The 19,967-nt window shown below is 68.9% G+C and carries 19 protein-coding genes; 12 read left to right on the top strand and 7 right to left on the bottom strand.

Annotation, left to right across the window (positions count from 1 at the left end; translation table 11 throughout):
- The first annotated feature begins 77 nt into the window (after window positions 1–77).
- The 5 genes from BKA16_RS05420 to rlmB are packed head-to-tail and all read left to right on the top strand — an operon-like array spanning window position 78 to window position 4,105.
- Complete coding sequence (locus BKA16_RS05420; RefSeq protein ID WP_183369701.1) at window positions 78–566, top strand: CarD family transcriptional regulator; 489 nt, start codon at window positions 78–80, stop codon at window positions 564–566.
- A complete protein-coding gene (gene ispD / locus BKA16_RS05425) occupies window positions 563–1,219 on the top strand; it encodes a 2-C-methyl-D-erythritol 4-phosphate cytidylyltransferase (protein ID WP_183372915.1) in 657 nt (218 codons plus the stop codon). The genes BKA16_RS05420 and ispD overlap by 4 nt, the downstream gene beginning before the upstream one ends.
- Window positions 1,220–1,264: 45 nt before the next feature.
- On the top strand, window positions 1,265–1,729 hold the full coding sequence (gene ispF / locus BKA16_RS05430) for a 2-C-methyl-D-erythritol 2,4-cyclodiphosphate synthase (protein ID WP_183369702.1): 465 nt from the start codon (window positions 1,265–1,267) through the stop codon (window positions 1,727–1,729).
- A gap of 11 nt (window positions 1,730–1,740) precedes the next feature.
- Window positions 1,741–3,135 (top strand): cysteine--tRNA ligase, encoded by a 1,395-nt coding sequence (cysS, locus tag BKA16_RS05435; protein ID WP_183369703.1) that lies wholly within the window; start codon window positions 1,741–1,743, stop codon window positions 3,133–3,135.
- A gap of 10 nt (window positions 3,136–3,145) precedes the next feature.
- A complete protein-coding gene (gene rlmB / locus BKA16_RS05440) occupies window positions 3,146–4,105 on the top strand; it encodes a 23S rRNA (guanosine(2251)-2'-O)-methyltransferase RlmB (RefSeq protein ID WP_183369704.1) in 960 nt (319 codons plus the stop codon).
- A 52-nt stretch (window positions 4,106–4,157) separates the two neighbouring features.
- Here the strand turns inward: rlmB and BKA16_RS05445 are convergent, their stop codons facing one another.
- A complete protein-coding gene (locus BKA16_RS05445) occupies window positions 4,158–5,888 on the bottom strand; it encodes an alpha/beta hydrolase (protein ID WP_183372916.1) in 1,731 nt (576 codons plus the stop codon).
- On the bottom strand, window positions 5,879–7,267 hold the full coding sequence (locus tag BKA16_RS05450; RefSeq protein WP_183369705.1) for a DUF2252 domain-containing protein: 1,389 nt from the start codon (window positions 7,265–7,267) through the stop codon (window positions 5,879–5,881). Before BKA16_RS05450 ends, BKA16_RS05445 begins: the two co-directional genes overlap by 10 nt.
- Window positions 7,268–7,325: 58 nt before the next feature.
- Between BKA16_RS05450 and BKA16_RS05455 the strand changes: the two genes are divergently transcribed.
- On the top strand, window positions 7,326–8,399 hold the full coding sequence (locus BKA16_RS05455) for a hypothetical protein (protein WP_183369706.1): 1,074 nt from the start codon (window positions 7,326–7,328) through the stop codon (window positions 8,397–8,399).
- A 93-nt stretch (window positions 8,400–8,492) separates the two neighbouring features.
- Window positions 8,493–9,848, top strand: coding sequence for a DUF5933 domain-containing protein (locus BKA16_RS05460; RefSeq protein WP_343067288.1), 1,356 nt, complete (start codon window positions 8,493–8,495; stop codon window positions 9,846–9,848).
- Between the two features lie 8 nt (window positions 9,849–9,856).
- Here BKA16_RS05460 and rarD read toward each other — a convergent pair whose 3' ends face one another.
- Window positions 9,857–10,762: an EamA family transporter RarD gene (gene rarD / locus BKA16_RS05465; RefSeq protein ID WP_183369707.1), complete on the bottom strand. Its 906-nt coding sequence runs from the start codon at window positions 10,760–10,762 to the stop codon at window positions 9,857–9,859.
- Window positions 10,759–11,502: a LamB/YcsF family protein gene (locus tag BKA16_RS05470; RefSeq protein WP_183369708.1), complete on the bottom strand. Its 744-nt coding sequence runs from the start codon at window positions 11,500–11,502 to the stop codon at window positions 10,759–10,761. The genes rarD and BKA16_RS05470 overlap by 4 nt, the downstream gene beginning before the upstream one ends.
- A 49-nt stretch (window positions 11,503–11,551) precedes the next feature.
- On the opposite strand from BKA16_RS05470, the gene BKA16_RS05475 reads away from it, so the two are divergent.
- Complete coding sequence (locus BKA16_RS05475) at window positions 11,552–13,105, top strand: carboxylesterase/lipase family protein (protein ID WP_183369709.1); 1,554 nt, start codon at window positions 11,552–11,554, stop codon at window positions 13,103–13,105.
- Window positions 13,102–13,620 carry a DUF2599 domain-containing protein gene (locus tag BKA16_RS05480; RefSeq protein ID WP_183369710.1) on the top strand — a complete coding sequence of 173 codons (519 nt, stop codon included), beginning with the start codon at window positions 13,102–13,104 and terminating at the stop codon, window positions 13,618–13,620. The genes BKA16_RS05475 and BKA16_RS05480 overlap by 4 nt, the downstream gene beginning before the upstream one ends.
- A 36-nt stretch (window positions 13,621–13,656) precedes the next feature.
- Here BKA16_RS05480 and BKA16_RS05485 read toward each other — a convergent pair whose 3' ends face one another.
- The 3 genes from BKA16_RS05485 to BKA16_RS05495 are packed head-to-tail and all read right to left on the bottom strand — an operon-like array spanning window position 13,657 to window position 16,213.
- Entirely contained in the window at window positions 13,657–14,511 is an 855-nt protein-coding gene (locus BKA16_RS05485; RefSeq protein WP_183369711.1) for a metal ABC transporter permease, read from the bottom strand.
- The gene (locus tag BKA16_RS05490) at window positions 14,508–15,302 is read right to left on the bottom strand and encodes a metal ABC transporter ATP-binding protein (protein WP_183369712.1); all 795 of its coding nucleotides are present in this window, start codon (window positions 15,300–15,302) and stop codon (window positions 14,508–14,510) included. Before BKA16_RS05490 ends, BKA16_RS05485 begins: the two co-directional genes overlap by 4 nt.
- A complete protein-coding gene (locus BKA16_RS05495) occupies window positions 15,299–16,213 on the bottom strand; it encodes a metal ABC transporter solute-binding protein, Zn/Mn family (protein WP_183369713.1) in 915 nt (304 codons plus the stop codon). Before BKA16_RS05495 ends, BKA16_RS05490 begins: the two co-directional genes overlap by 4 nt.
- 154 nt (window positions 16,214–16,367) lie before the next feature.
- On the opposite strand from BKA16_RS05495, the gene mshA reads away from it, so the two are divergent.
- The 3 genes from mshA (at window position 16,368) to BKA16_RS05510 (ending at window position 19,963) form a co-directional block, all read left to right on the top strand.
- Complete coding sequence (mshA, locus tag BKA16_RS05500) at window positions 16,368–17,687, top strand: D-inositol-3-phosphate glycosyltransferase (protein WP_183369714.1); 1,320 nt, start codon at window positions 16,368–16,370, stop codon at window positions 17,685–17,687.
- A 5-nt stretch (window positions 17,688–17,692) separates the two neighbouring features.
- Window positions 17,693–18,277, top strand: coding sequence for a type III secretion system chaperone family protein (locus BKA16_RS05505; protein WP_183372918.1), 585 nt, complete (start codon window positions 17,693–17,695; stop codon window positions 18,275–18,277).
- Between the two features lie 81 nt (window positions 18,278–18,358).
- A complete protein-coding gene (locus tag BKA16_RS05510; RefSeq protein ID WP_183369715.1) occupies window positions 18,359–19,963 on the top strand; it encodes a 4-coumarate--CoA ligase family protein in 1,605 nt (534 codons plus the stop codon).
- Window positions 19,964–19,967 lie beyond the last annotated feature (4 nt).

The following is a 19,967-nucleotide window of genomic DNA, read 5'->3' on the forward strand; positions in this document are numbered from 1 at the left end:
GGTGTTGACCTGCGCCGTTGGAAAGGCTGTCGGTGGGTGGGTGTTACACTGGTAACACTCGAAAGGGGCAGGGAACATTGAATTTCAAAGTTGGCGACACCGTTGTGTACCCCCATCACGGTGCTGCTCGGATCGACGACATCGTCGTTCGGACCATCAAGGGTGAAGAAGTCGAATACCTGGTCCTGAAAGTTGCAGACGGCGACATGACGGTCCAGATCCCTTCGAGCAAACTCGATTACGTCGGTGTTCGTGACGTGGTCGGCGAAGAGGGACTCGATGAGGTCTTCCAGGTGCTCCGCGCACCGAACGTGGAAGAGCCCACGAACTGGGCGCGCCGCTTCAAGGCGAACCAGGAGAAGCTGAACTCGGGCGACATCATCAAGGTCGCCGAGATCGTTCGCGACCTGTGGCGTCGCGAACAGGACCGCGGGTTGTCCGCAGGTGAGAAGCGGATGCTGACCCGTGCGCGCCGCGTACTGGTCGACGAGCTCTCGCTCGCTCGGAACACCGACGACGAGAAGGCCGACAGCATCCTCGACGAGATCCTGGCTGCGGCGTCCTGACCTCGCGGCGCGGCCGTGTGGCCGCATTGATTCCAGCCGCAGGCATGGGAACTCGCCTCGGTGAGGACAAGCCGAAGGCCTTCGTGGACGTGGGCGGGGCGACTCTGCTGCAACGCAGTGTCGCCGCCGCCCGCGGCTCCGGGGTGATCGACGAGATCGTCGTCGCCGTCCCGGAGGAACTCATAGACAGCGCGCAACGGCTCGTGCCGGATGCGCGCATCGTCGTGGGCGGGGCACAGCGCAGCGACTCGGTGCGGGCGGCACTCGCCGCGACCGACGCCGACCTGGTGCTGGTGCACGATGCGGCCCGAGCACTGACTCCGCCGTCGCTGTTCGCCGCCGTGGTCGACGCGGTTCGCGCCGGCGCGGAAGCGGTGGTCCCCGGACTCCCGGTGGCCGACACCCTCAAACGTGTCGACGCGTCGGACGTCGTCGTCGAGACGCCCGACCGCAGCGTGCTCCGCGCGGTCCAGACGCCGCAGGGATTCGACGCGGACGTACTCCGTGCCGCGCACGCCGGTGCGGGCGACGCCACCGACGACGCGGGTCTCGTAGAAGCCTCCGGCGTTCCGGTCCGGGTGATCCCCGGCGATGCGATGGCATTCAAGATCACCACCCCGTTCGACCTCGCTCTGGCGCGACTGCTCGCCTGACCCGATCCGACCCGATCCGACCTGACCCGACAAGGAGACGCCACCATGCGCGTGGGCATCGGCACCGACGTCCATCCCATCGAACCCGGCCGCGACTGTTGGATGGTGGGTCTGCGCTTCGATGACGCGGACGGTTGCCGCGGTCACTCCGACGGCGACGTCGGAGTCCACGCGTTGTGTGACGCCTTGCTCTCGGCGGCCGGTCTCGGCGACCTCGGCCTCGTGTTCGGCGTCGACCGCCCCGAGTGGGCGAACGTGACCGGTGCCGCGATGTTGACGCACGTCGTCGCACTCCTCGACGAGGAGGGGCTGACTCCGCTCAACGCGGCGGTGCAGGTCATCGGGAACCGGCCTCGGATCGGACCGAGACGCGAAGAGGCGCAGAATGTGCTGTCCGACCTGCTCGGCGCGCCTGTGTCGGTGTCGGCGACCACCACCGACGGTCTCGGTCTGACGGGTCGAGGCGAAGGAGTCGCGGCGGTGGCGACCGCGCTGCTTCAGGTCAAGTAGAATCGCAGGCCGTGACGCTGAAACTGTACGACACCGCCTCGCGCGAGATCCGCGAATTCGTTCCGCTCACCCCGGGAACGGTCGGCGTGTACCTGTGCGGCGCCACCGTGCAGGGCGTCCCGCACATCGGTCACGTCCGCAGCGGAATCGCCTTCGACGTGTTGCGCCGGTGGCTCGCGCACCGTGGATACGACGTGCGCTTCATCCGCAACGTCACCGACATCGACGACAAGATCCTGCGCAAGGCGGCCGACGCCGGGCGCCCGTGGTGGGAGTGGGCAGCCACCCACGAGCGCGAGTTCACCAAGGCGTACGACGCCCTCGGCGTGCTGCCGCCGTCGGCGGAGCCGCGCGCCACTGGTTTCGTCACACAGATGGTGGAGTACATGCGGCGGCTGATCGACCGCGGGCACGCCTACGTCGCCGACGGCAACGTCTACTTCGATGTGCGGAGCCTGCCCGAGTACGGCAGCCTGTCCGGGCACAAGCTCGACGACGTCCACCAGGGCGAGAGTGCGGGCACCGGCAAACGGGATCCGCGCGACTTCACTCTGTGGAAGGCCGTCAAACCGGGTGAGCCGTCGTGGCCGACGCCGTGGGGCGACGGTCGTCCCGGCTGGCATCTGGAGTGCTCGGCGATGGCTACCTCGCTGCTCGGCGGCGAGTTCGACATCCATTGCGGCGGTATGGATCTGGTGTTTCCGCACCACGAGAACGAGATCGCGCAGTCGCACGGCGCGGGCGACGGGTTCGCCAACTACTGGCTGCACAACGGCTGGGTCACCATGAGCGGTGAGAAGATGAGCAAGTCGCTCGGCAACGTCGTCTCCATCCCGGCGATGCTCGAGAAGGTCCGTCCCGTCGAACTGCGGTACTACCTGGGCAGCGCCCACTACCGGTCGATGCTCGAATACTCCGATGCGGCGCTGCACGAGGCCGCCACCGGGTACCGACGCATCGAGTCGTTCCTGCACCGTGTGGTCGACCGCGTCGGGTCGGTCGAGGTCGGCGACGTGACGGCCGAGTTCGCGGCCGCCCTCGACGACGACCTCGGTGTTCCGGCCGCACTCGCCGCCGTGCACAACGCGGTCCGCGAGGGCAACACCGCGCTCGAGGCGGGCGACGGCGACAAGGCGGTGGCGATCGCCGCGAGCGTCCGCGCGATGACCGCGATCCTCGGCACCGACCCGCTCGACGAGCACTGGGCCGATGCGGGCGCCGACGATGCGGCCACCGCCGCGCTCGACGTGCTCATCCGAGCGGAACTCGACCGTCGCGCCGCGGCCCGCGCCACCAAGGACTGGGCCGTCGCCGACGAGGTCCGGGACCGGCTCGCCGCGGCGGGCATCGACGTGACCGACACCCCCGACGGCGCCCAGTGGGCGCTGAAGACCGCACAACACTAAGGACTTCGACATGGCCGGCAATTCCAACCGCAAGGGCGCTGTCCGGAAGTCGGGCTCCAAGAAGGGGCAGACCGTCGGATCCGGCGGTCAGCGTCGTCGAGGGCTCGAAGCCCGCGGCGCGACCCCGAAGGCCGAGGACCGCGTCTACCACGCCAAGCACAAGAAGGCGAACGCCGCCGCGAAGTCGGCGACCGGACGCCCGCGCAACACCCGCAAGTCCGACGACGGCGGCCCCGAGTACGTGCTCGGCCGCAACCCCGTCGTCGAGTGCCTGCGCGCGGACGTCCCGGCGACCGCCCTCTACGTGCAGACGGGCATCGACGCCGACGACCGCGTCCGCGAGGCCGTGCACACCGCGGGCGACCGCGCGATCACCGTTCTAGAGGTCGGCAAGCCCGAACTCGATCGGATGTCGCCGAACGGCATGCACCAGGGACTGGCTCTGCAGGTCCCGGAGTACAAGTACGCGCACCCCGACGACCTGATGGCCGATGCGCGCGCCTCGGCGCGCCAGCCGCTGCTCGTGGCCCTGGACAACATCACCGATCCGCGCAACCTAGGCGCGGTGATCCGGTCGGTGGCCGCGTTCGGCGGGCACGGAGTCCTGATCCCGCAGCGTCGCAGTGCCGGAGTGACGGCCGTCGCATGGCGGACCAGCGCGGGCGCCGCCGCCCGACTGCCCGTCGCGCAGGCGCCGAACCTGAACCGGACGCTGGTCGAGTGGGCCAAGACGGGGGCACAGATCGTCGGTCTCGATGCGGGCGGCGACGTCACCCTCGACGATTACGACGGCACCGGTCCGGTCGTGGTGGTCGTCGGCTCCGAAGGCAAGGGACTCTCGCGGCTGGTCCGCGAGAACTGCGACTCGATCCTCTCGGTTCCGATGGCCGGCGACGTCGAGAGCCTCAACGCCTCCGTCGCCGCCGGTGTGGTGCTCGCCGAATTCGCCCGACAGCGCCGCCTGGCGTAGGAGCGCAGTCGGCTCCGCCTCTCGAGCGGTGGGAAGGGCGGCGGGGACCGGCTCAGTCCCGCGTCAGCAGCGGTTCCAGCCGCCGCGTCTTCTCCTCGGTCCAGCCGGGCGGCTGCAGGATCTGCGCCCACGCGTAGGGGACGGCGCTGAGGTAGTGGTGCCCGTGGCCGTCGGGGACGTTCACCGCGACCGCCATATCGGCCGAGAGCTGCAGGAACGAGACGATCGGGATCCACCGGGTGGACGGGAGCACGTCGGCTCCTCTCGGCTCGTCGAGCCAGTCGGGTTCGCGCAGCAACAGGTCCGGGTTCCACCAGGTGATCGGATCCGACGCGTGCTGCAGATAGACGATCCGGCCGTTCGACCAGGGCGCGTCCGGACGCTTCAGATCGTCCTCGTCGGCGATGAACCGGACGTACTTGCCGTCGCCGAAGATCGGTTTCACCTCGGGGCTGCCGTCGTCGCGGCCGTCGGTGGTGTCCACCCACAGCTGGTTGTTGAACGTCGGACCGGAGAACAGCGCGCCGTCGGTGCGCGCGGCGATCGTCGGTATCGACCCGAACGCCGCCTCGCCGGAGAACGAGCCGAGGCTCTCCCCGAACACGACCAGTCTGGGCCGCTGCGCCTCCGGGATCTCGCGGACCCGCTCGCTGACGGCCTCGAAGATCGCGATGCCCGCCTGCCGCGCCCGCTCCTTGTCGACGATGAACGAGAGCCAGCTCGGCAGATACGAGTACTGGATCGACACGGTGGCGACGTCGCCGTTGTACATGTACTCGAGAGAGTCGACCATCGCCTTGTTGACCCAGCCGCTGCCGGTGGTTCCACCGACAGCGATCAGCTTCCGCTCGAATGCTCCGGTGCGTTCGAGCTCACGAACCGCGAGTTCGGCGGCGTCATGAACGTTGTCGGCGGAGTCGAGGCCGGCGTATGCGCGGATCGGTTCCACGGCGGGCGCCCCGTTGAACTCGGAGAGCTGTGCGACGGTCGGTCCCTTCGACACGAATACGCGACCCTCTCGACCGAGTGACTCCCACGAGACGAGCGAGTCGGGGCCACCGGACCGCAGCGTGGACGTCGGCGGCTCGCTGTCGGGTTTGGTCTCGTCGTTCGCCGCGGCGAACGTGCTGTTCAGTGCGCGCATTCCGTAGTCGGCGACCACACCGTTGACCACGAGGATCGTCACCAGGACGACGACGAAGCCGCCGACCACCGCAGACACACGAGGCGGCGCGACCCTGTTCAGCTGGCGCACCAGCCATTTCAGGCAGGCCGCCCACGCCTGCCCGAGGCTCATCAGGACGATCAGGACCACGACGGCGACGACCACCACGAGCGGGTACGCCGTCCAGGCGAGGCGCTCGACGCCCATCAGGTCGCGCAACTCGTTCTGCCAGCGGGCGAACCAGTACATCATGAACCCGGTGCCGATGAGAGCGATCACCCCGAGCCCGGTCCACCACCAGCGCGACGGCACCGGCCAGGGGTCCTTCCGGGAGACCATGTACCGCGCCAGCCAGGTGAAGAACGCTCCGACCGCGTAACCGATGGCCGCGGCGCCGCCGCTCACGGCGCCCTGGAAGAACCAGCCGCGGGGGAGAAGCGACGGCGTCGCCGACGCCCACAGGAACAGGACGGCGACCACGAGACCGCCGTACGAGTAGGTGCGGACATGCCCGGACCACCACGTCGCCAGGCGCCGCGCGGTGGATGTGTTCGCGTCAGCGGTCCGGGTGGTCTCGGTCGGCTCCGAGTCGGGACTCGCGGTATCGGTCACGGCCAGCCCTCGGTCGCCGCGACGGTTCCGTCTTCGACGGCCCGCGCGAGTTGTGCATGGTCGGCGTCGTTCTGATCGGCGTAGGCGAAGGCGAACTCCGCCAACGACTCTCCAGCCTTCGCCGACTTGCCGAGGTAGTCGTCGATGGCTTCGGCGTCGCCGCTGCGGGCGTGCGCGCGGGCCAGGACGTGCCCGCACGCGGTGGCGAACTGCGACAGGCGCGGAGCGATCATCTCGCCCTTGGGGATCACCTTTCCGTCGCGGAACTGGCGGACGTAGAAGTCCAGGCGCTGTCCGGTCTCGTCGTCGGCGGCGATCGACGTCCATCCGACGAACATGTCCGTGGCACTCTGAATCATGCGCTGTCCGTGGATGACTCGCGAACCGTGGTTGTCGTACGGGCTGGGGCCGAGGAACTGCTCGTACACCGACGGTCCGGCCTGCTTCATCTGCAGGAAGATCGGATCGCCGGTGCGCCGCTCCTCGCTCAGGGTGAGGAACACGCGCATGCCGACGCTGCCGACGCCGACCACCTGCTGTACCGCGTCCACCAGGTCGAAACGCGACCACAACGACGAGATGTGGTCGGGGATCGACTCCTGGTACTGGCTGATGATCGACTCGAGCTCGTCGTAGTGGTCGGCGAGCGCGTGGGTTCGGTACGGAGGGTCCTCCACGATTCGGCGACTGCCGTCGACGACGTCGGTGAGCTTCTTGAACACACCCCGGTTGGAACGCTTGGCGGCCTGCTTCTCGATGATGGCGTCGAGGCGGTGGTCGTCGTCCGCGGTGGTGTAGTCCACGAGTTGCTCGGTGCTCACCGCGTCGTACCAGATGTCGAGTTCGGGCCATGCCGCGTACTTCGCCATCCACTGCCGGTATCCGGCGTATCCGGCCGCGACCGCGGCCGCCGCGCTGTCGGCGACGCCGTTGTTCCGAGCGAGGATCACCAGGCTCGCGAGGAAGCGTTTGACGTCCCACTCGAACGGGCCCTGCAGGGTCTCGTCGAAGTCGCGCAGATCGAACGCGAGATTGCGTTCGGGAGTGTTCCACAGCCCGAAGTTCAGGACGTGAGCGTCGCCGCAGAGCTGCACCGTGATCCCGGTGTGGGGCGCGGACGCCAGGTCGGCGGCCATGACCGCGGCGGCGCCGCGGTAGTACGTCCACGGTGTCGCCGCCATCCGGCCGTGACGCAGGGGCAGCAGTGCCTGGTCGCGAATCGCGTTCTGCGCCAGGATCGTCGCCAGGGCGTCGTGTCCACGACCGGCGGGGTCCCACCGTCCGAGCGCCCGCCGACCGACCACCTTGCGCTGCGCCGCACCGTCGATCGAGACGACCTTTCCCGGCCGTGCCGGGAACGCAGGCTCACCCTGCCATAGATTCATGGGAACATCATTCCCTGTCGCGGTCCCGATCGCGAGACCCGACTGGAGGATATGGCGAATGAACCGATCCCGGCAGCACGGTCCCGTCGACGAACTGCGGGCGCTCGCCTCGCTGATACGTCGCTTCGACGCCGAGGAACGAGCGGCCTCGGCGCCGACCGCCCTGGTGGACGAGGCTCGTCGCGTGGCGGCCCTGCCGCGGACCGGCGACGACACGGCGTTCGGCGCCGCGCGGTGTGCGCGGATCGCGACCGCGCGTGCGATAGTGCTGGCCGCGGGAGAGGAGACGGACGGCGCCGACCCCGCGTCCGAGACCGTGGGCGCCGGTCACGAGTGGCGGGTCCTGATCGGACTGGTCCTGGCGGGTCTGCGTTCGGCTCCGCGTCGGATCGGCGGGGAGATCAGGCATGTGCTGATCGACCGCCCCCACTCGATCCTCCTCCGTCTGGTGATCACGCTCGGCATCAGCCTCGCGTTCGTCGCGTTCTACGAGTTCAGCGGCTGGTCGAATTACACGGCGGCGCAACTGATGCTCTATCTGTACTCGGGGCTGGTCGGCAGTGTGGTGTGCACCAACGCGTTGTGCTTCGAAGCGGATCGGACGCGGGCGCTGATGGTCGACGGCGAGCCGGCCTGGCGGATCCTGATCACCAAGAACATCGCGATGGCGTCGATGATGCTGGTGACCGGGATTCCGGCGATCGCGATCCTGGTCGCCGGGCCCAGCCAGTTCAGCGTCGTCGCCGTCGTCGATCAGTTCCTGGTGATGATCTTCGTCTGGCTGGGCATCGCGAACGTGCTCTCGGTGGCGTCGCCGCTGCGGCACGAACCGCTGTCGGCTCGACTCCACGACGGCACCTGGCTGCCGTACGTCGTGTCCTTCGCCGTCTCGTACGGTGTCGGACTGACCGTCAACTTGATGATCTTCTGGCAGCTGTGGGCGCGCAACGCGGCCAGCGACAAGGTCGCCGGGGGCGCGCTCACCGCGTTCGTCCTGGTGCTCGTCTCGTCGATCCTGCTGTGGCTTCTGCTCACGGTGCTCGCGGCGACGGCGGCGGAGAACAGGGAACTCCGCCGCGCCTTGGATCGCGAGATGATCGCCTACCGACCGGACCGCCCGCCCCGCTCGTAGACGGGGACCGAAAGCGTCGGTCGGGCGTCGGTCGGGTGAAGTCCGCGTCACAGATTTCAAAGAATTCAGCAGTTGTTCATTAATCTTTAGCCTGTGTTACACCGACCCCCACTGAGCCTGTTCGACCGTGTGCGCATCGCGACGTCGCGACGTGTGGAACTCGGCGTGCGCGGATGGACCGCGGCGGTCGCGCTCCTGGTGGCGTTCACCCTGGTCATAGAGGTCGTCTCGCGTGCGTATCGGATCAAGGGGCCGGTCACCCTGCTCGCGCACGACTTCGTCGGGCGGCCGGGCATCGGTGAGATCAAGATCGCCGGTCTGGTTCTCGCGCTGGTGTGCCTGCCCGCCCGGCTCCGCTGGTGGGTCCTCGGCGGCGTCGGAGTCCTCGAGGGCGTCTGGAATCTGCAGCGCGTGGTCGTCGGCAACCCGGGAACGGTCGGCAACGGCATCCTGTTCGGTCTGGTCGCCACCGGACTGTACGCGCTCTGGCGGTTGAAAGGAGACGAGCGGGCTGCGACGCTCAAGGCCGTCGGCCTCGGCTTGATGATGCCGATCATGGGACGGGTGGGCGACGCCTGGCTCGTGCTGTCGAGCAAGGCGAACCCGAATGTCCTCGACGAGTACGTGGAGGTGGCCGACCGCGCGCTCGGCTCGCCGTCGTGGGTGATCGGCCGGGTGGTGACCGACAGCGCCGTGCTCACCGACGTGCTGCGCACCGTATACGTCTACCTGCCGGTCGGCGCCGCGATCATCGCCTACTTCCAACTCCGCAACGTCGCGCGTGACGGCTTTCCCCGCCACCACATCGTTCGGACGTTCCTGCTGATCGGCATGGTGGGGCCGGTCGTGTACTTCATCTTCCCGGTGGTCGGACCGGCCTTCGCCTTCGGGCACGAGCAGGCGGGCGCCGGATGGACGGACGTGTGGCCGTGGGTCACCCCGGACATCACGCGTCCGGTCGCGGAGTTCTTCGACCAGAGCGTCGCCCGCAACTGCATGCCGAGCCTGCACACCGCGTGGGCGACGTGCATACTGCTGCACGGTCTGCGCGGTTCGACGGCGTCGAAGACGTTCGGCTCGCTGTGGTTCGCCGCCACGATCGGCGCGACCCTCGGCTTCGGCTTCCACTACGCGATCGACGTCCTCGCCGGATTCGTCTTCACCCTCGCCGTCGAGGCGGCGTTGACCCGACCGGAGACGGGATGGACGAGAGTCCGGATGACGGTGGTCGCCTCGGGCGCCCTGGTCTTCACCGGACTGCTGCTGATCACACGGTTCGCGGCGGTGCCGTTGGCGATGAACGGTGCCGGCGGCGCGATCCTCCTGCTGGTGCCGGTGGTGCTGATGATCGCGGGCTTCGTCGCCGTAGAGAAGCCCGAGCTGTTGTCGGTCGGGGAGCCCGGCGGACCGTCGGTGCCGCCGATGCTGGGGGAACGTTCGCGAGTCTGATCGGTGTCTCAGCGGCCGCGCCTGCTCCTGGCCTGCAGCAGACTGTCCGCGGTCAGCAGGATCAGCGCGATCCAGACGATGCCGAAGCCGATCCAGCGTGCGGACGGCAGGTGCTCACCGAGGACGAGGACCGCGCACAGGAGCTGGACGATCGGGGTGATGAACTGGATCAGCCCGACGGTGACCAGCGGAATACGTCGTGCGGCCGCCGCGAACAGCAGTAGTGGGATCGCGGTCGCCACACCCGACAGGCTCAGCAGCACGGCGTGCCACGCACCGTGATCGTCGTAGTCCAGGCCGGCCGACGACGTGGCTCCGACCACGGCGAACATGATCAACGCGGGCGGGGTGAGGATCGCGGTCTCGAGGGTGAGGCTGTGCAGCGCGGGCAGCCGGGCGCCGACCTTGTTCTTCGCGAGTCCGTACCCGGCGAACGAACACGCCAGCGCCAGGGCGGTGAACGGAATCCGGCCGCCGGCGATCGCCAGGTAGAGCCCGGCGATCACGCCGACCGCCACCGCCGTCCACTGCAGTGGACGCAGGCGCTCACCGAGGACGACGACGCCCAGAGCGACGGTGACGAGCGGATTGAGGAAGTACCCGAGCGCGGCGTCGCTGGTGTGCCCGGATGTCACCGCGGCGACGTAGACGACCCAGTTGATCGCGATCAGGAAGGCGGCGACGGTGACACCGGCCAGCAGCTTGCGCTGGCCGCGGAGTTCGGCGATCCAGCGCCAGTCGCGCATGACGAGCAGGACCACGGCGCACAGCAGGAGTGTCCAGACGATGCGGTGCGCCAGGATCTCCCACGGTCCGGTCGGACGCAGGGCGTCGAAGAACAAGGGGAACAGACCCCACGTGCCGTAGGCGGCCAGGCCGAACAGGACTCCGCGCGAGGATTCGGACGAGGTCATCGGGCGCGTACGTCGATTCCGGCCGAGGCCAGGGCGCGGCGCACCGTCCGAGCGTGCGCGAGCGCGCCGGGGGTGTCCCCGTGCAGGCACACCGACACCGCGTCGGAGCGTACGACGCTGCCGTCGACGGCGGTGATCTCGCCGGTCGACGCCAGGGTCACCACGCGCGCGGCGATCTCGTCGGAGTCGTGCAGCAGGGCGCCGGGCTCCGACCGGGGCACGAGCGTCCCCGCGGGCGTGTACCCGCGGTCGGCGAAGGCCTCGGCGATCACCGAGACACCGGCGTCGTCGGCCAGCCGCCGGGCCGCCGATCCGGGCAGGCACATCAGCGGCAGTCCGACAGACCGTGCCGCGTCGACCACCGCCCGGGCCTGGACCTCGTGGTGCACGATCGTGTTGTACAGCGCTCCGTGCGGCTTCACGTATTCGACGGTGCCGCCGACGGATTCGGCCAGCGCGCGCAGGGCGCCGACCTGATACACGACGTCGGCGATCACCTCGTCGCGCGTGGCGTCCATGAACCGTCGACCGAACCCGGAGCGGTCCGGGTAGGACACCTGTGCGCCGATCCGCACACCCGCGTCGACGGCCTCCGCGCACACCTGCCGCAACATGCTCGGATCGCCCGCGTGGAAGCCGCACGCGATGTTCGCGCTGCTGATCAGCGGCATCAGCGCCGCGTCGTCGCCGACCCCCTCCCCGAGATCGGCATTCAGATCGAGGACGGGGTTCGAGCACATCCCTCAAGCGTAGTCCCGCCCGATTCGCGAGCGCTTGTAGTGTGGGCCCATGGCAGTGATGGACACGAAGGTGACGATCGCCGACGGTGTCGTCGACGGTCGGCGTGGGCGGGGCGGACGGCGCGGCTCCGTGGCGTGGAAGGGGATTCCCTTCGCGGCCCCGCCGATCGGCGAGCGACGGTGGCAGGCGCCCGAACCCGTCGCGGCGTGGCCCGGGGTGATGGGCTGCTACGACTACGGCTACGCACCCGTCCAGGAGAAGCTGTTCACCGCGCGCGGTGCGGGCAGGTTCCAGCCGCGCAGCGAGGACTGTCTCACGCTCAACGTGTTCGCCCCCGACTCGGTGTCGACGACGCCGCGTCCGGTGATGGTGTTCAACTACGGCGGAGCCTTCATCCTCGGCAGCACGTCCACCCCGATCTACGACGGCGCGTATCTCGCACGCGACCGCGACGTGATCGTGGTGACCGTCAACTACCGGGTGGGACCGCTCGGCTTCCTCGACCTCAGCGATTACTCGACGCCGGAACGACGGTTCGACACCAACGCGGGCCTGCGCGACATGGTCGCGGGCCTGGAATGGGTGCACCGCAACATCGCGGCGTTCGGCGGCGACCCGGACCGGGTCACCGTGTTCGGGGAGAGCGCAGGCGGCACCGCGTCGCTCACCCTGCTGTCGACGCCCGCGGCCGGGGGACTGTTCGCCGGTGCGATCGCGCAGAGTCCGGCGCCCGATCTCGTGGTGAACAAGGAGAATGCGCAGGTCTACGCCGACGAGTTCGTCCGACTCCTCATCGACCCGACCCGCCGGAGCGGAGGCGAACGCACCGAACAGCCGCTCGACCCGGAGACGGTGGCGCGCGTGGTCGACGGTGCGTCCGCGATGGACCTGGTCGCGACCGGCAACAAGCTGCTCGGCTTCGCGCGGGCGGCGGGCCTCTCGGACCCGATGCCGTTCGCGCCCACCGTCGACGGCGATTATCTGCCGCAGCGCCCCAGCGACGCGGCCCGGGACGGCAACACCCATCCGGTTCCGCTGATGATCGGGCACAACCACGACGAGGGCGAGCTCTTCGCGCGGTTCTGGAACATCCTGCCCGACGGCTCGCGGGCCTTCGTCGGCGTCGACGATCCGGAGATACGCACCGAAGTGGAGATGCTGTACCCGGGCAAGCGCGACGACGTCCGGCTCGCGGCCGATGCGACGTTCTGGATCCCGACGCAGATGTTCGCGGGCAGGCACAGCGCCCACGCGCCGACGTACGTCTACCGCTACGACTACGCGCCGACGGTCTTGAAGGCCAGCGGAATCGGTGCGACGCACGCGACCGAGCTGTTCGCCGTGTTCGGCATCTACCGTGATCCGATCGGCGCCGGGCTGGCCGCTGCCGGCAGTTGGGGATCGACCAAGAAGATCACCGCGACGATGCAGTCGCACTGGGCGTGGTTCGCACGCAAGGGCGCACCGTCGCCGAGCTGGCCGCGCTACGACGTCGACGACCGGAAGGTGATGATCCTCGATGTTCCGTCGCGGGTCGTCGCCGATCCGCAGGGGCGACGTCGCGCCGCGTGGGAACGGGTCCACCTGGCGGTCAGCGGGTGATCGCCAGGCGACCCGCGGTCGTCGCCGCACTCGTGTGCGCGGCGGGGCTGCTGCTGGGAGCATGCGGGTCGGACGACGCCGTGTCGGGCCCGCCGTCGACGGACACGTCGAGCCCCGTCTCGTCGAACACTGACTCGTCGAACACGCCGGAGAGCTCGACCTACATGTCGACATCCCAGCCGCCGACATCCCAGCCGCCGACGCTGCCACCGCCCTACATCGCCGGGGCCGACTGGGTCGACACGCAGGTCGGTCCGAGTCTGCAGATCCGTCCGACGCGCAACGGTCGAGACGTGTCGGGCGACGGCACGGCCGACGAGGCATGGAGTGAGGTCCTCGCCATGGAGTCGGACGCCGACAGTCCCGGCATGCGCGCCCAGTTCGACTGCCACTGGACTTTCGCCCGCCTCGTCGACCCGGACAAGCCCAGCTGGAACCTCGAACCGGACCGCCCCGTCGTCAGCGAGCAGGAGATGATCGCCGCGCGCTGCAACCCCGGTTTCGCCGAGGAATGAGCCGCGCGCCGATCAGTGCGCGCCGACCGTGCGGTCTCAGTCCCGTCGCTTCATGCCGACGACGCGGCAGATCACATAGATGGCGAACGAGATCGTGGTGACGAGCACCGAGACGGGGAGCTCCGGGGCCAGCGAGAGGATCAGACCGCCGACGGCGGCGAGTTCGGCGAACACGATCGAGAGCACGAGCACGACGGTCGGGTTCGCCGACAGCCGGGCCGCGGCGGCCGCGGGCGTGATGAGCAGACTCATCACCAGCAGTGCACCGATGATCTGCACGCCCTGGGCGGCGGCGAGACCGACGAGGACCGCGAAGATCACCGACAGCAGTCGCGTGGGGACGCCCGCGGTCTCGGCGACGCGCGGATCCAGGCTCGCGAACAGCAGCGGCCGGTAGATGATCGCGTAGACCACGACGACCACCGCGGCCGTGACACCGACTGCGATCAGTCCGCCGCTGCCGACACTCACCACCTGGCCGGTCAACAGCGCGAAACCGGTCCCGACGCGGCCCTGCAGGCTCAGGAACAGCACGCCGAGGCCGAGACCGAACGCCATGACCACGCCGATCACCGAATCGCGTTCGCGCGCTCGACGCCCCAGCAGACCGAAGATCGCGGCGGCGACCACTGCGCCGATCACGCCGCCGATGTTCACTCCGACGCCGGCCCAGAGGGCGGCGGCGGCACCGGTGAACGACAGCTCGGACGCGCCGTGCACGGCGAAGCTCATCTGCCGGGCGACGACCATCGGGCCGAGGAGCCCGCCGATCAGCCCGAGCAACCCGATCGCCAGGGTCGCCTGCCAGACGAAACTGTACGAGAGGAGGTGGCCGGTGGTCGAGAAGTTCCAGAACTGGCCGATCTCGGCGGCGAGGACCGTCGTCGTCACGAGGCGGCCTCGTCGGCGTACCCCTGCTCGACGCAGTGGTGCGCGTCCTCGCCGCCGGCCACGATGAGCCTGCTGCCGATGCGGATCACCTCGATCGGGCTGCCGTACAGTTCGGACAGCGTCTCCGAGTTCATCACCTCGTCGACGGTGCCGATGCGGAACCGACCGTCGGTCAGGTACACGACTCGGTCGACGAACGGCAGCACCGGATTCAACTCGTGCGTCACGAACAGGACGGCGGTGTTCGCGGTGCGCCGGCGCGCGTCGAGCAGTTCGACGACGGTGCGCTGGCTGGTGAGGTCGAGGCTGGCGAGCGGTTCGTCGCACAGCAGGATCGCGGGGTCGCGCGTCAAGGCCTGCGCGATCCGGAGACGTTGCTGCTCGCCTCCGGAGAGGAGACCGACCGCGGTCCCGGCGTATCGGGTGGCGTCCACCTCGGCGAGTGCGGCGTCGACCCGGGCGCGGCGAGCGCGGAGTCCGCGCAGCCCGGTGCCCCAGGACGCGCCGTCGGCGCCGAAGCCGACGAGATCGCGTCCCCGCAGCATCATCGTGTCCGAATCGTCGGCGTGCTGCTGCGGGATGTAACCGATACGGCCGTTCACGGTCAGCGTGCCGGCGGTCAACGGCACCTGGCCGAGCACGGTGCGGAGCAGGGTGGTCTTCCCCGAGCCGTTCGGGCCGAGGACGGCGATGAACTCACCCGGGGCGATGTCCAGGTCCAGATCACGCCACAGAGCCCGGGCGTCGAATGACAACCCGGACTCCGTGAAGCTGACGACAGCGTCGGTCATCCGTTGAGCGCCTTCTCCAACTGATCGATCTGACCCGACTGCCAGGTGACGAAGTCGGTGACGCCCTCGGGCAGCGTCTCGGTGTATTTCACCACGGGAACGTTCGCGGTGGTGGCGGTCTTCAGCACGGCCTCCGTCGCCGGATCGACAGCCTGCACGTTGTAGATCAACGCCGACACCTGATGGCTGGACAGCAGATCGTCGAACTTGGCGCGATCGGCGGCGGACGGCGACTGCCCCTCCTCGACGGCCTCGGTGAAGCTCTCCGGTGCGGCGTCGACGATACCGCCGATGGCGAGCATGTTGGTGGCCAGCGGTTCGGTCGCGGCGACCTTCGTGCCGGGGTGCGCCTTGCCGAGCGCCTCCATCCGGCCGACGAGTCCGTCGACCTTCGCCCGGAAGTCCTTCGCGTTCGAGTGGTAGGCGTCGGCGTGCTCGGGTGCGATCTTCGCCAGGGCGTCCGCGATGCCGTCCGCGGTGTCGGAGACGGTGCCGAGTGCGTAGAAGGCGTGCTCGTTGCTGAGTTCGGCGCCGCCGGTCGCGTGTGTCTCATCCGACATCGCCGACACCTTCTCGCCCTTGAACTCGGACGCGATGCGCTCCATGTACTCGTCGTAGCCACCGCCGTTCATGACAAGGACGTCGGCGTCGAGGACCTTCGCGGCATCGGCGTTGGTCGGCTCGAACTCGTGCGGGTCGCCGCCGGGCGTGTCGAACAGTGCGGACACGTCCGCGTCGTCACCCGCCACGGCGCTCGCGACCGACGCCCACACGTCGGTCGAGGCGACGACCACGGGGTGATCGGTGGCGGCGTTCGAGTCGGAATCGTTCGAGCAGGCCGCCAGGCCTGCGGTCAGGGCGACGGTCGCCGCGAGGGATGCGACGAGGCGGAATCGGCGTCGAGAAGACATGCGGTCGGGAACTCCAAGAATCGAGGCTGAGGGTAATGAAAACCGTTACCGAAAGATCGTAGGACGCCGCGTCCTCGTTTGTCGAAGCCATGCGTGAACGTGCATCGGTCACCGTCGCCGATCCGCGTCGACGCCCACTGATTAGGCTGGTGTCATGACGGGACGACCACATCCGCGACGTCTGGCGCTCATCTCGGTGCACACGTCGCCGCTCGCGCAGCCGGGTACCGGGGACGCAGGCGGTCTCAACGTCTATGTGTGGCAGACCGCGACTCGCCTCGCCAGACGCGGTGTGGAAGTCGAGATCTTCACGCGCGCAACCTCATCGGCAGACGAGCCGAGTGTTCAGGCGGCACCTGGGGTCACCGTGAAGCACGTTCCGGCGGGGCCGTTCGACGGCCTGGACAAGCGCGATCTGCCCGCCCAGCTGTGCGCCTTCTCGGCGAACGTGCTGCGTGCCGAGGCGGCGCACGAACCCGGATACTACGACTTGATCCACTCCCACTACTGGCTGTCCGGTCAGGTCGGTTGGCTCGCGCGCGATCGCTGGGGCGTGCCGCTGGTGCACACCGCGCACACGCTCGCCGCGGTCAAGAACGCCTCACTGGCCGTCGGCGACACCGCCGAACCGATGCTCCGGGTGATCGGCGAACAGCAGGTGGTCGACGAGGCCGACCGGCTGATCGTCAACACCCCGACCGAGGCCTCCGAACTGGTCGACCTGTACGGGGCCGACGCATCGCGCGTGGACGTCGTCGTACCCGGTGCGGACCTGGACCGCTATTCGCCGGGGTCCAAGCTCGCCGCCCGCGGGGCCCTCGGGCTCGACGCCGACGACGTGCTCGTCACCTTCGTCGGCCGCATCCAGCCGTTGAAGGCGCCCGACGTCCTGCTGCGCGCGATCGCCCCGCTCATCCACGCGGACACCACCGGACGGCTGCGGCTGCTCGTGGTCGGCGGTCCGTCGGGCAACGGTCTCGGGCTGCCGGACACGCTGATCGGGCTCGCGGCCGAACTCGGTGTCGCCGACCGGGTCACGTTCCTCCCGCCACAGCCCGCGGATCGACTGGCGCAGGTGTACCGTGCCTCCGACCTCGTGTCGGTGCCGAGCTATTCGGAGAGTTTCGGACTGGTGGCCGTCGAAGCGCAGGCCTGCGGCACCCCGGTGCTGGCCGCCGACGTCGGCGGACTCGGTGTCGCGGTCGCCGACGGGGTCACCGGTCGCCTCGTTGCCGGACACGACATCGAGACCTGGACCGGTCACCTCGCGGACCTGCTCGCCGACCCGGACCGGTTGCGTGCCATGGGGACCGCGGCCGGGATCCACGCTCAGAAGTTCTCGTGGGACCACACGACGGACGCATTGCTCGAGAGTTACGACCGGGCCGTCGCGGCGCATCGGCGGGCCGCCGGCAGGTCGACGGGGATCTTCGGACTGCGTCGCCTGCGGCCGCGAACCAGAATCACCGTGTGAGCCGAATGGAGACTCCTGTGACCACCGATTACTCCGCGCGACTTCGCGCGGCCCTCGACGAAGCCGGCATCGACTATGCGCGCAAGTCCTCCGGCGGCGCCAAATCCGAGCACCTGGTGGTGGAACTGCCGGGCGAACGCAAACTGAAGACGACGGTCCTGCTCACCGCGGGCACCCACGGAGTCCGCGTCGAAGCGTTCGTGTGCCGACGCCCGGACGAGGCGTTCGAGGCGGTCTACCGGTACCTGCTCAAACGGAACCGGCGTCTGTACGGCGTCGCGTACACGCTCGACAACGCAGGCGACATCTACCTCGTCGGACGTCTCGCCGCCGAAGCGGTGACCCGTGACGAGGTGGACCGTGTCCTGGGGCAGGTTCTGGAGGCCGCCGACGGCGATTTCAACCAGATCCTCGAGATCGGCTTCCTCACCTCGATCAAACGGGAATGGGCCTGGCGCACCGCCCGCGGCGAGCCGATGAAGAACCTCGAGGCGTTCGCGCACCTCATCGATCCCGACGATCTGCCGGAGATCGCTCCGCTGGCCGAAGGCACCGGTCTGAGCGACGTGGGCGAGCCGCCGACTCCGTAGGCGCGCGTACGCGGATCGGCGAGCGCGGCGACGCCGATTCCAGTAGTTTCGCCGATGAGCATCCACGTCCAAGGAGTCCGCATGAGCTTCGCATCGCCGTTCCCCGACGTCGACATCCCCGACCTGTCCGTGCACGAGTTCCTGTTCGGCGGCCTCGACGACGGTGACCGCGACCGGATCGCGCTCGTCGACGCGATGACGGATGCGACGACGTCGTACGGGCAGCTCGCCGATCAGATCGAGGCGACCGCGGGTGCGCTGGCCGCGCGGGGCATCGGCGTCGGCGACGTGGTGGCGGTCCTCTCGCCCAACACCCCGGTATTCGCGACCGTGTTCCACGGCATCCTGCGCGCGGGTGCGACGGCGACGACCCTCAACGCGTTGTTCACCGCGAACGAGATCGCCAAGCAGCTGCGGGCGGCCGAGGCGCGGATGATCGTCACCGTCTCGATGATGGCGCCGCAGGCACTCGAGGCCGCGCACTCGGTGGGCATCGCCGACGCCGATGTCGTGATCCTCGACGGGGAGGGCTCGGCGGCCTCCGGGCACCCGAGCGGGGCCGAGCTCCTCGGGGCCGGGCATCCCGCTCCGCACGTGTCCTTCGACCCGGCGTCGCACATCGCCGCGCTGCCGTACAGCTCGGGCACCACCGGAAATCCCAAGGGCGTCATGCTCAGCCACCGCAATCTGGTGGCCAACGTGTCGCAGGTCAAGCCGATCCAGGGCTTCGCCGACGACGACGTGGTTCTCGCCGTGCTGCCGTTCTTCCACATCTACGGGATGACCGTGCTGCTCAACGCCGCCCTCGAAGCCCGAGCGAAGCTCGTCGTCATGCCGAGGTTCGACCTCGTCGCATTCCTGGAGAACATCCAGAAGCACAAGGTCACCTACACGTTCATCGCGCCGCCGATCGCCGTCGCCCTGGCCAAGCATCCGATCGTCGACGAGTACGACGTGTCGTCGCTGCACACGATCGTCTCCGGTGCCGCGCCGCTCGACGAGGAACTCGGCAACGCCGTCGCCACGCGTATGAGCCTGCGCATGCTGCAGGGCTTCGGGATGACCGAGCTGTCGCCGGTGAGTCATGTGATCCCGTTCGACGGCGGCGAGAAGACCATGGGGCGCGTCGCGTCGCTCCAATCGTGCGGCTGGCCGATCCCGAACACCGAGAACCGCATCGTCGATCCGGCCACGGGCGAGGACGTCGATCCGCCGAGCGAGGGCGCGTCGGCCCCCGGTGAACTGTGGGTCAGCGGTCCCAACGTGATGCTCGGTTACCTCAACGACCCGGAGGCGACGGCCGCGACCATCGTCGACGGTCACTGGCTGCGCACCGGCGACATGGCGACCGTCGACTACGACGGCTGCGTCACGATCGTCGACCGGCTCAAAGAACTCATCAAGTACAAGGGCTATCAGGTGCCGCCCGCCGAACTCGAGGCACTGCTGCTGACCCATCCGCAGATCGCCGACGCCGCGGTGATCGGAGTGAACGACGCCGACGGTGAGGAGATTCCGAAGGCGTTCGTCGTACTTCAGCCCGGCGCGGAGCTCACGGAGGACGAGGTCATGGCGTTCACCGCGGATCGGGTGGCCCCGTACAAGAAGATCCGCGCCGTCGAGTTCATCACCGAGGTGCCCAAGTCGGCGTCGGGCAAGATCCTGCGGAAGGATCTGAAGAAGTAGCGGC

It is taken from the genome of Gordonia humi (genome assembly GCF_014197435.1).
In the GTDB taxonomy this organism is placed as follows: Bacteria; Actinomycetota; Actinomycetes; order Mycobacteriales; family Mycobacteriaceae; genus Gordonia; species Gordonia humi.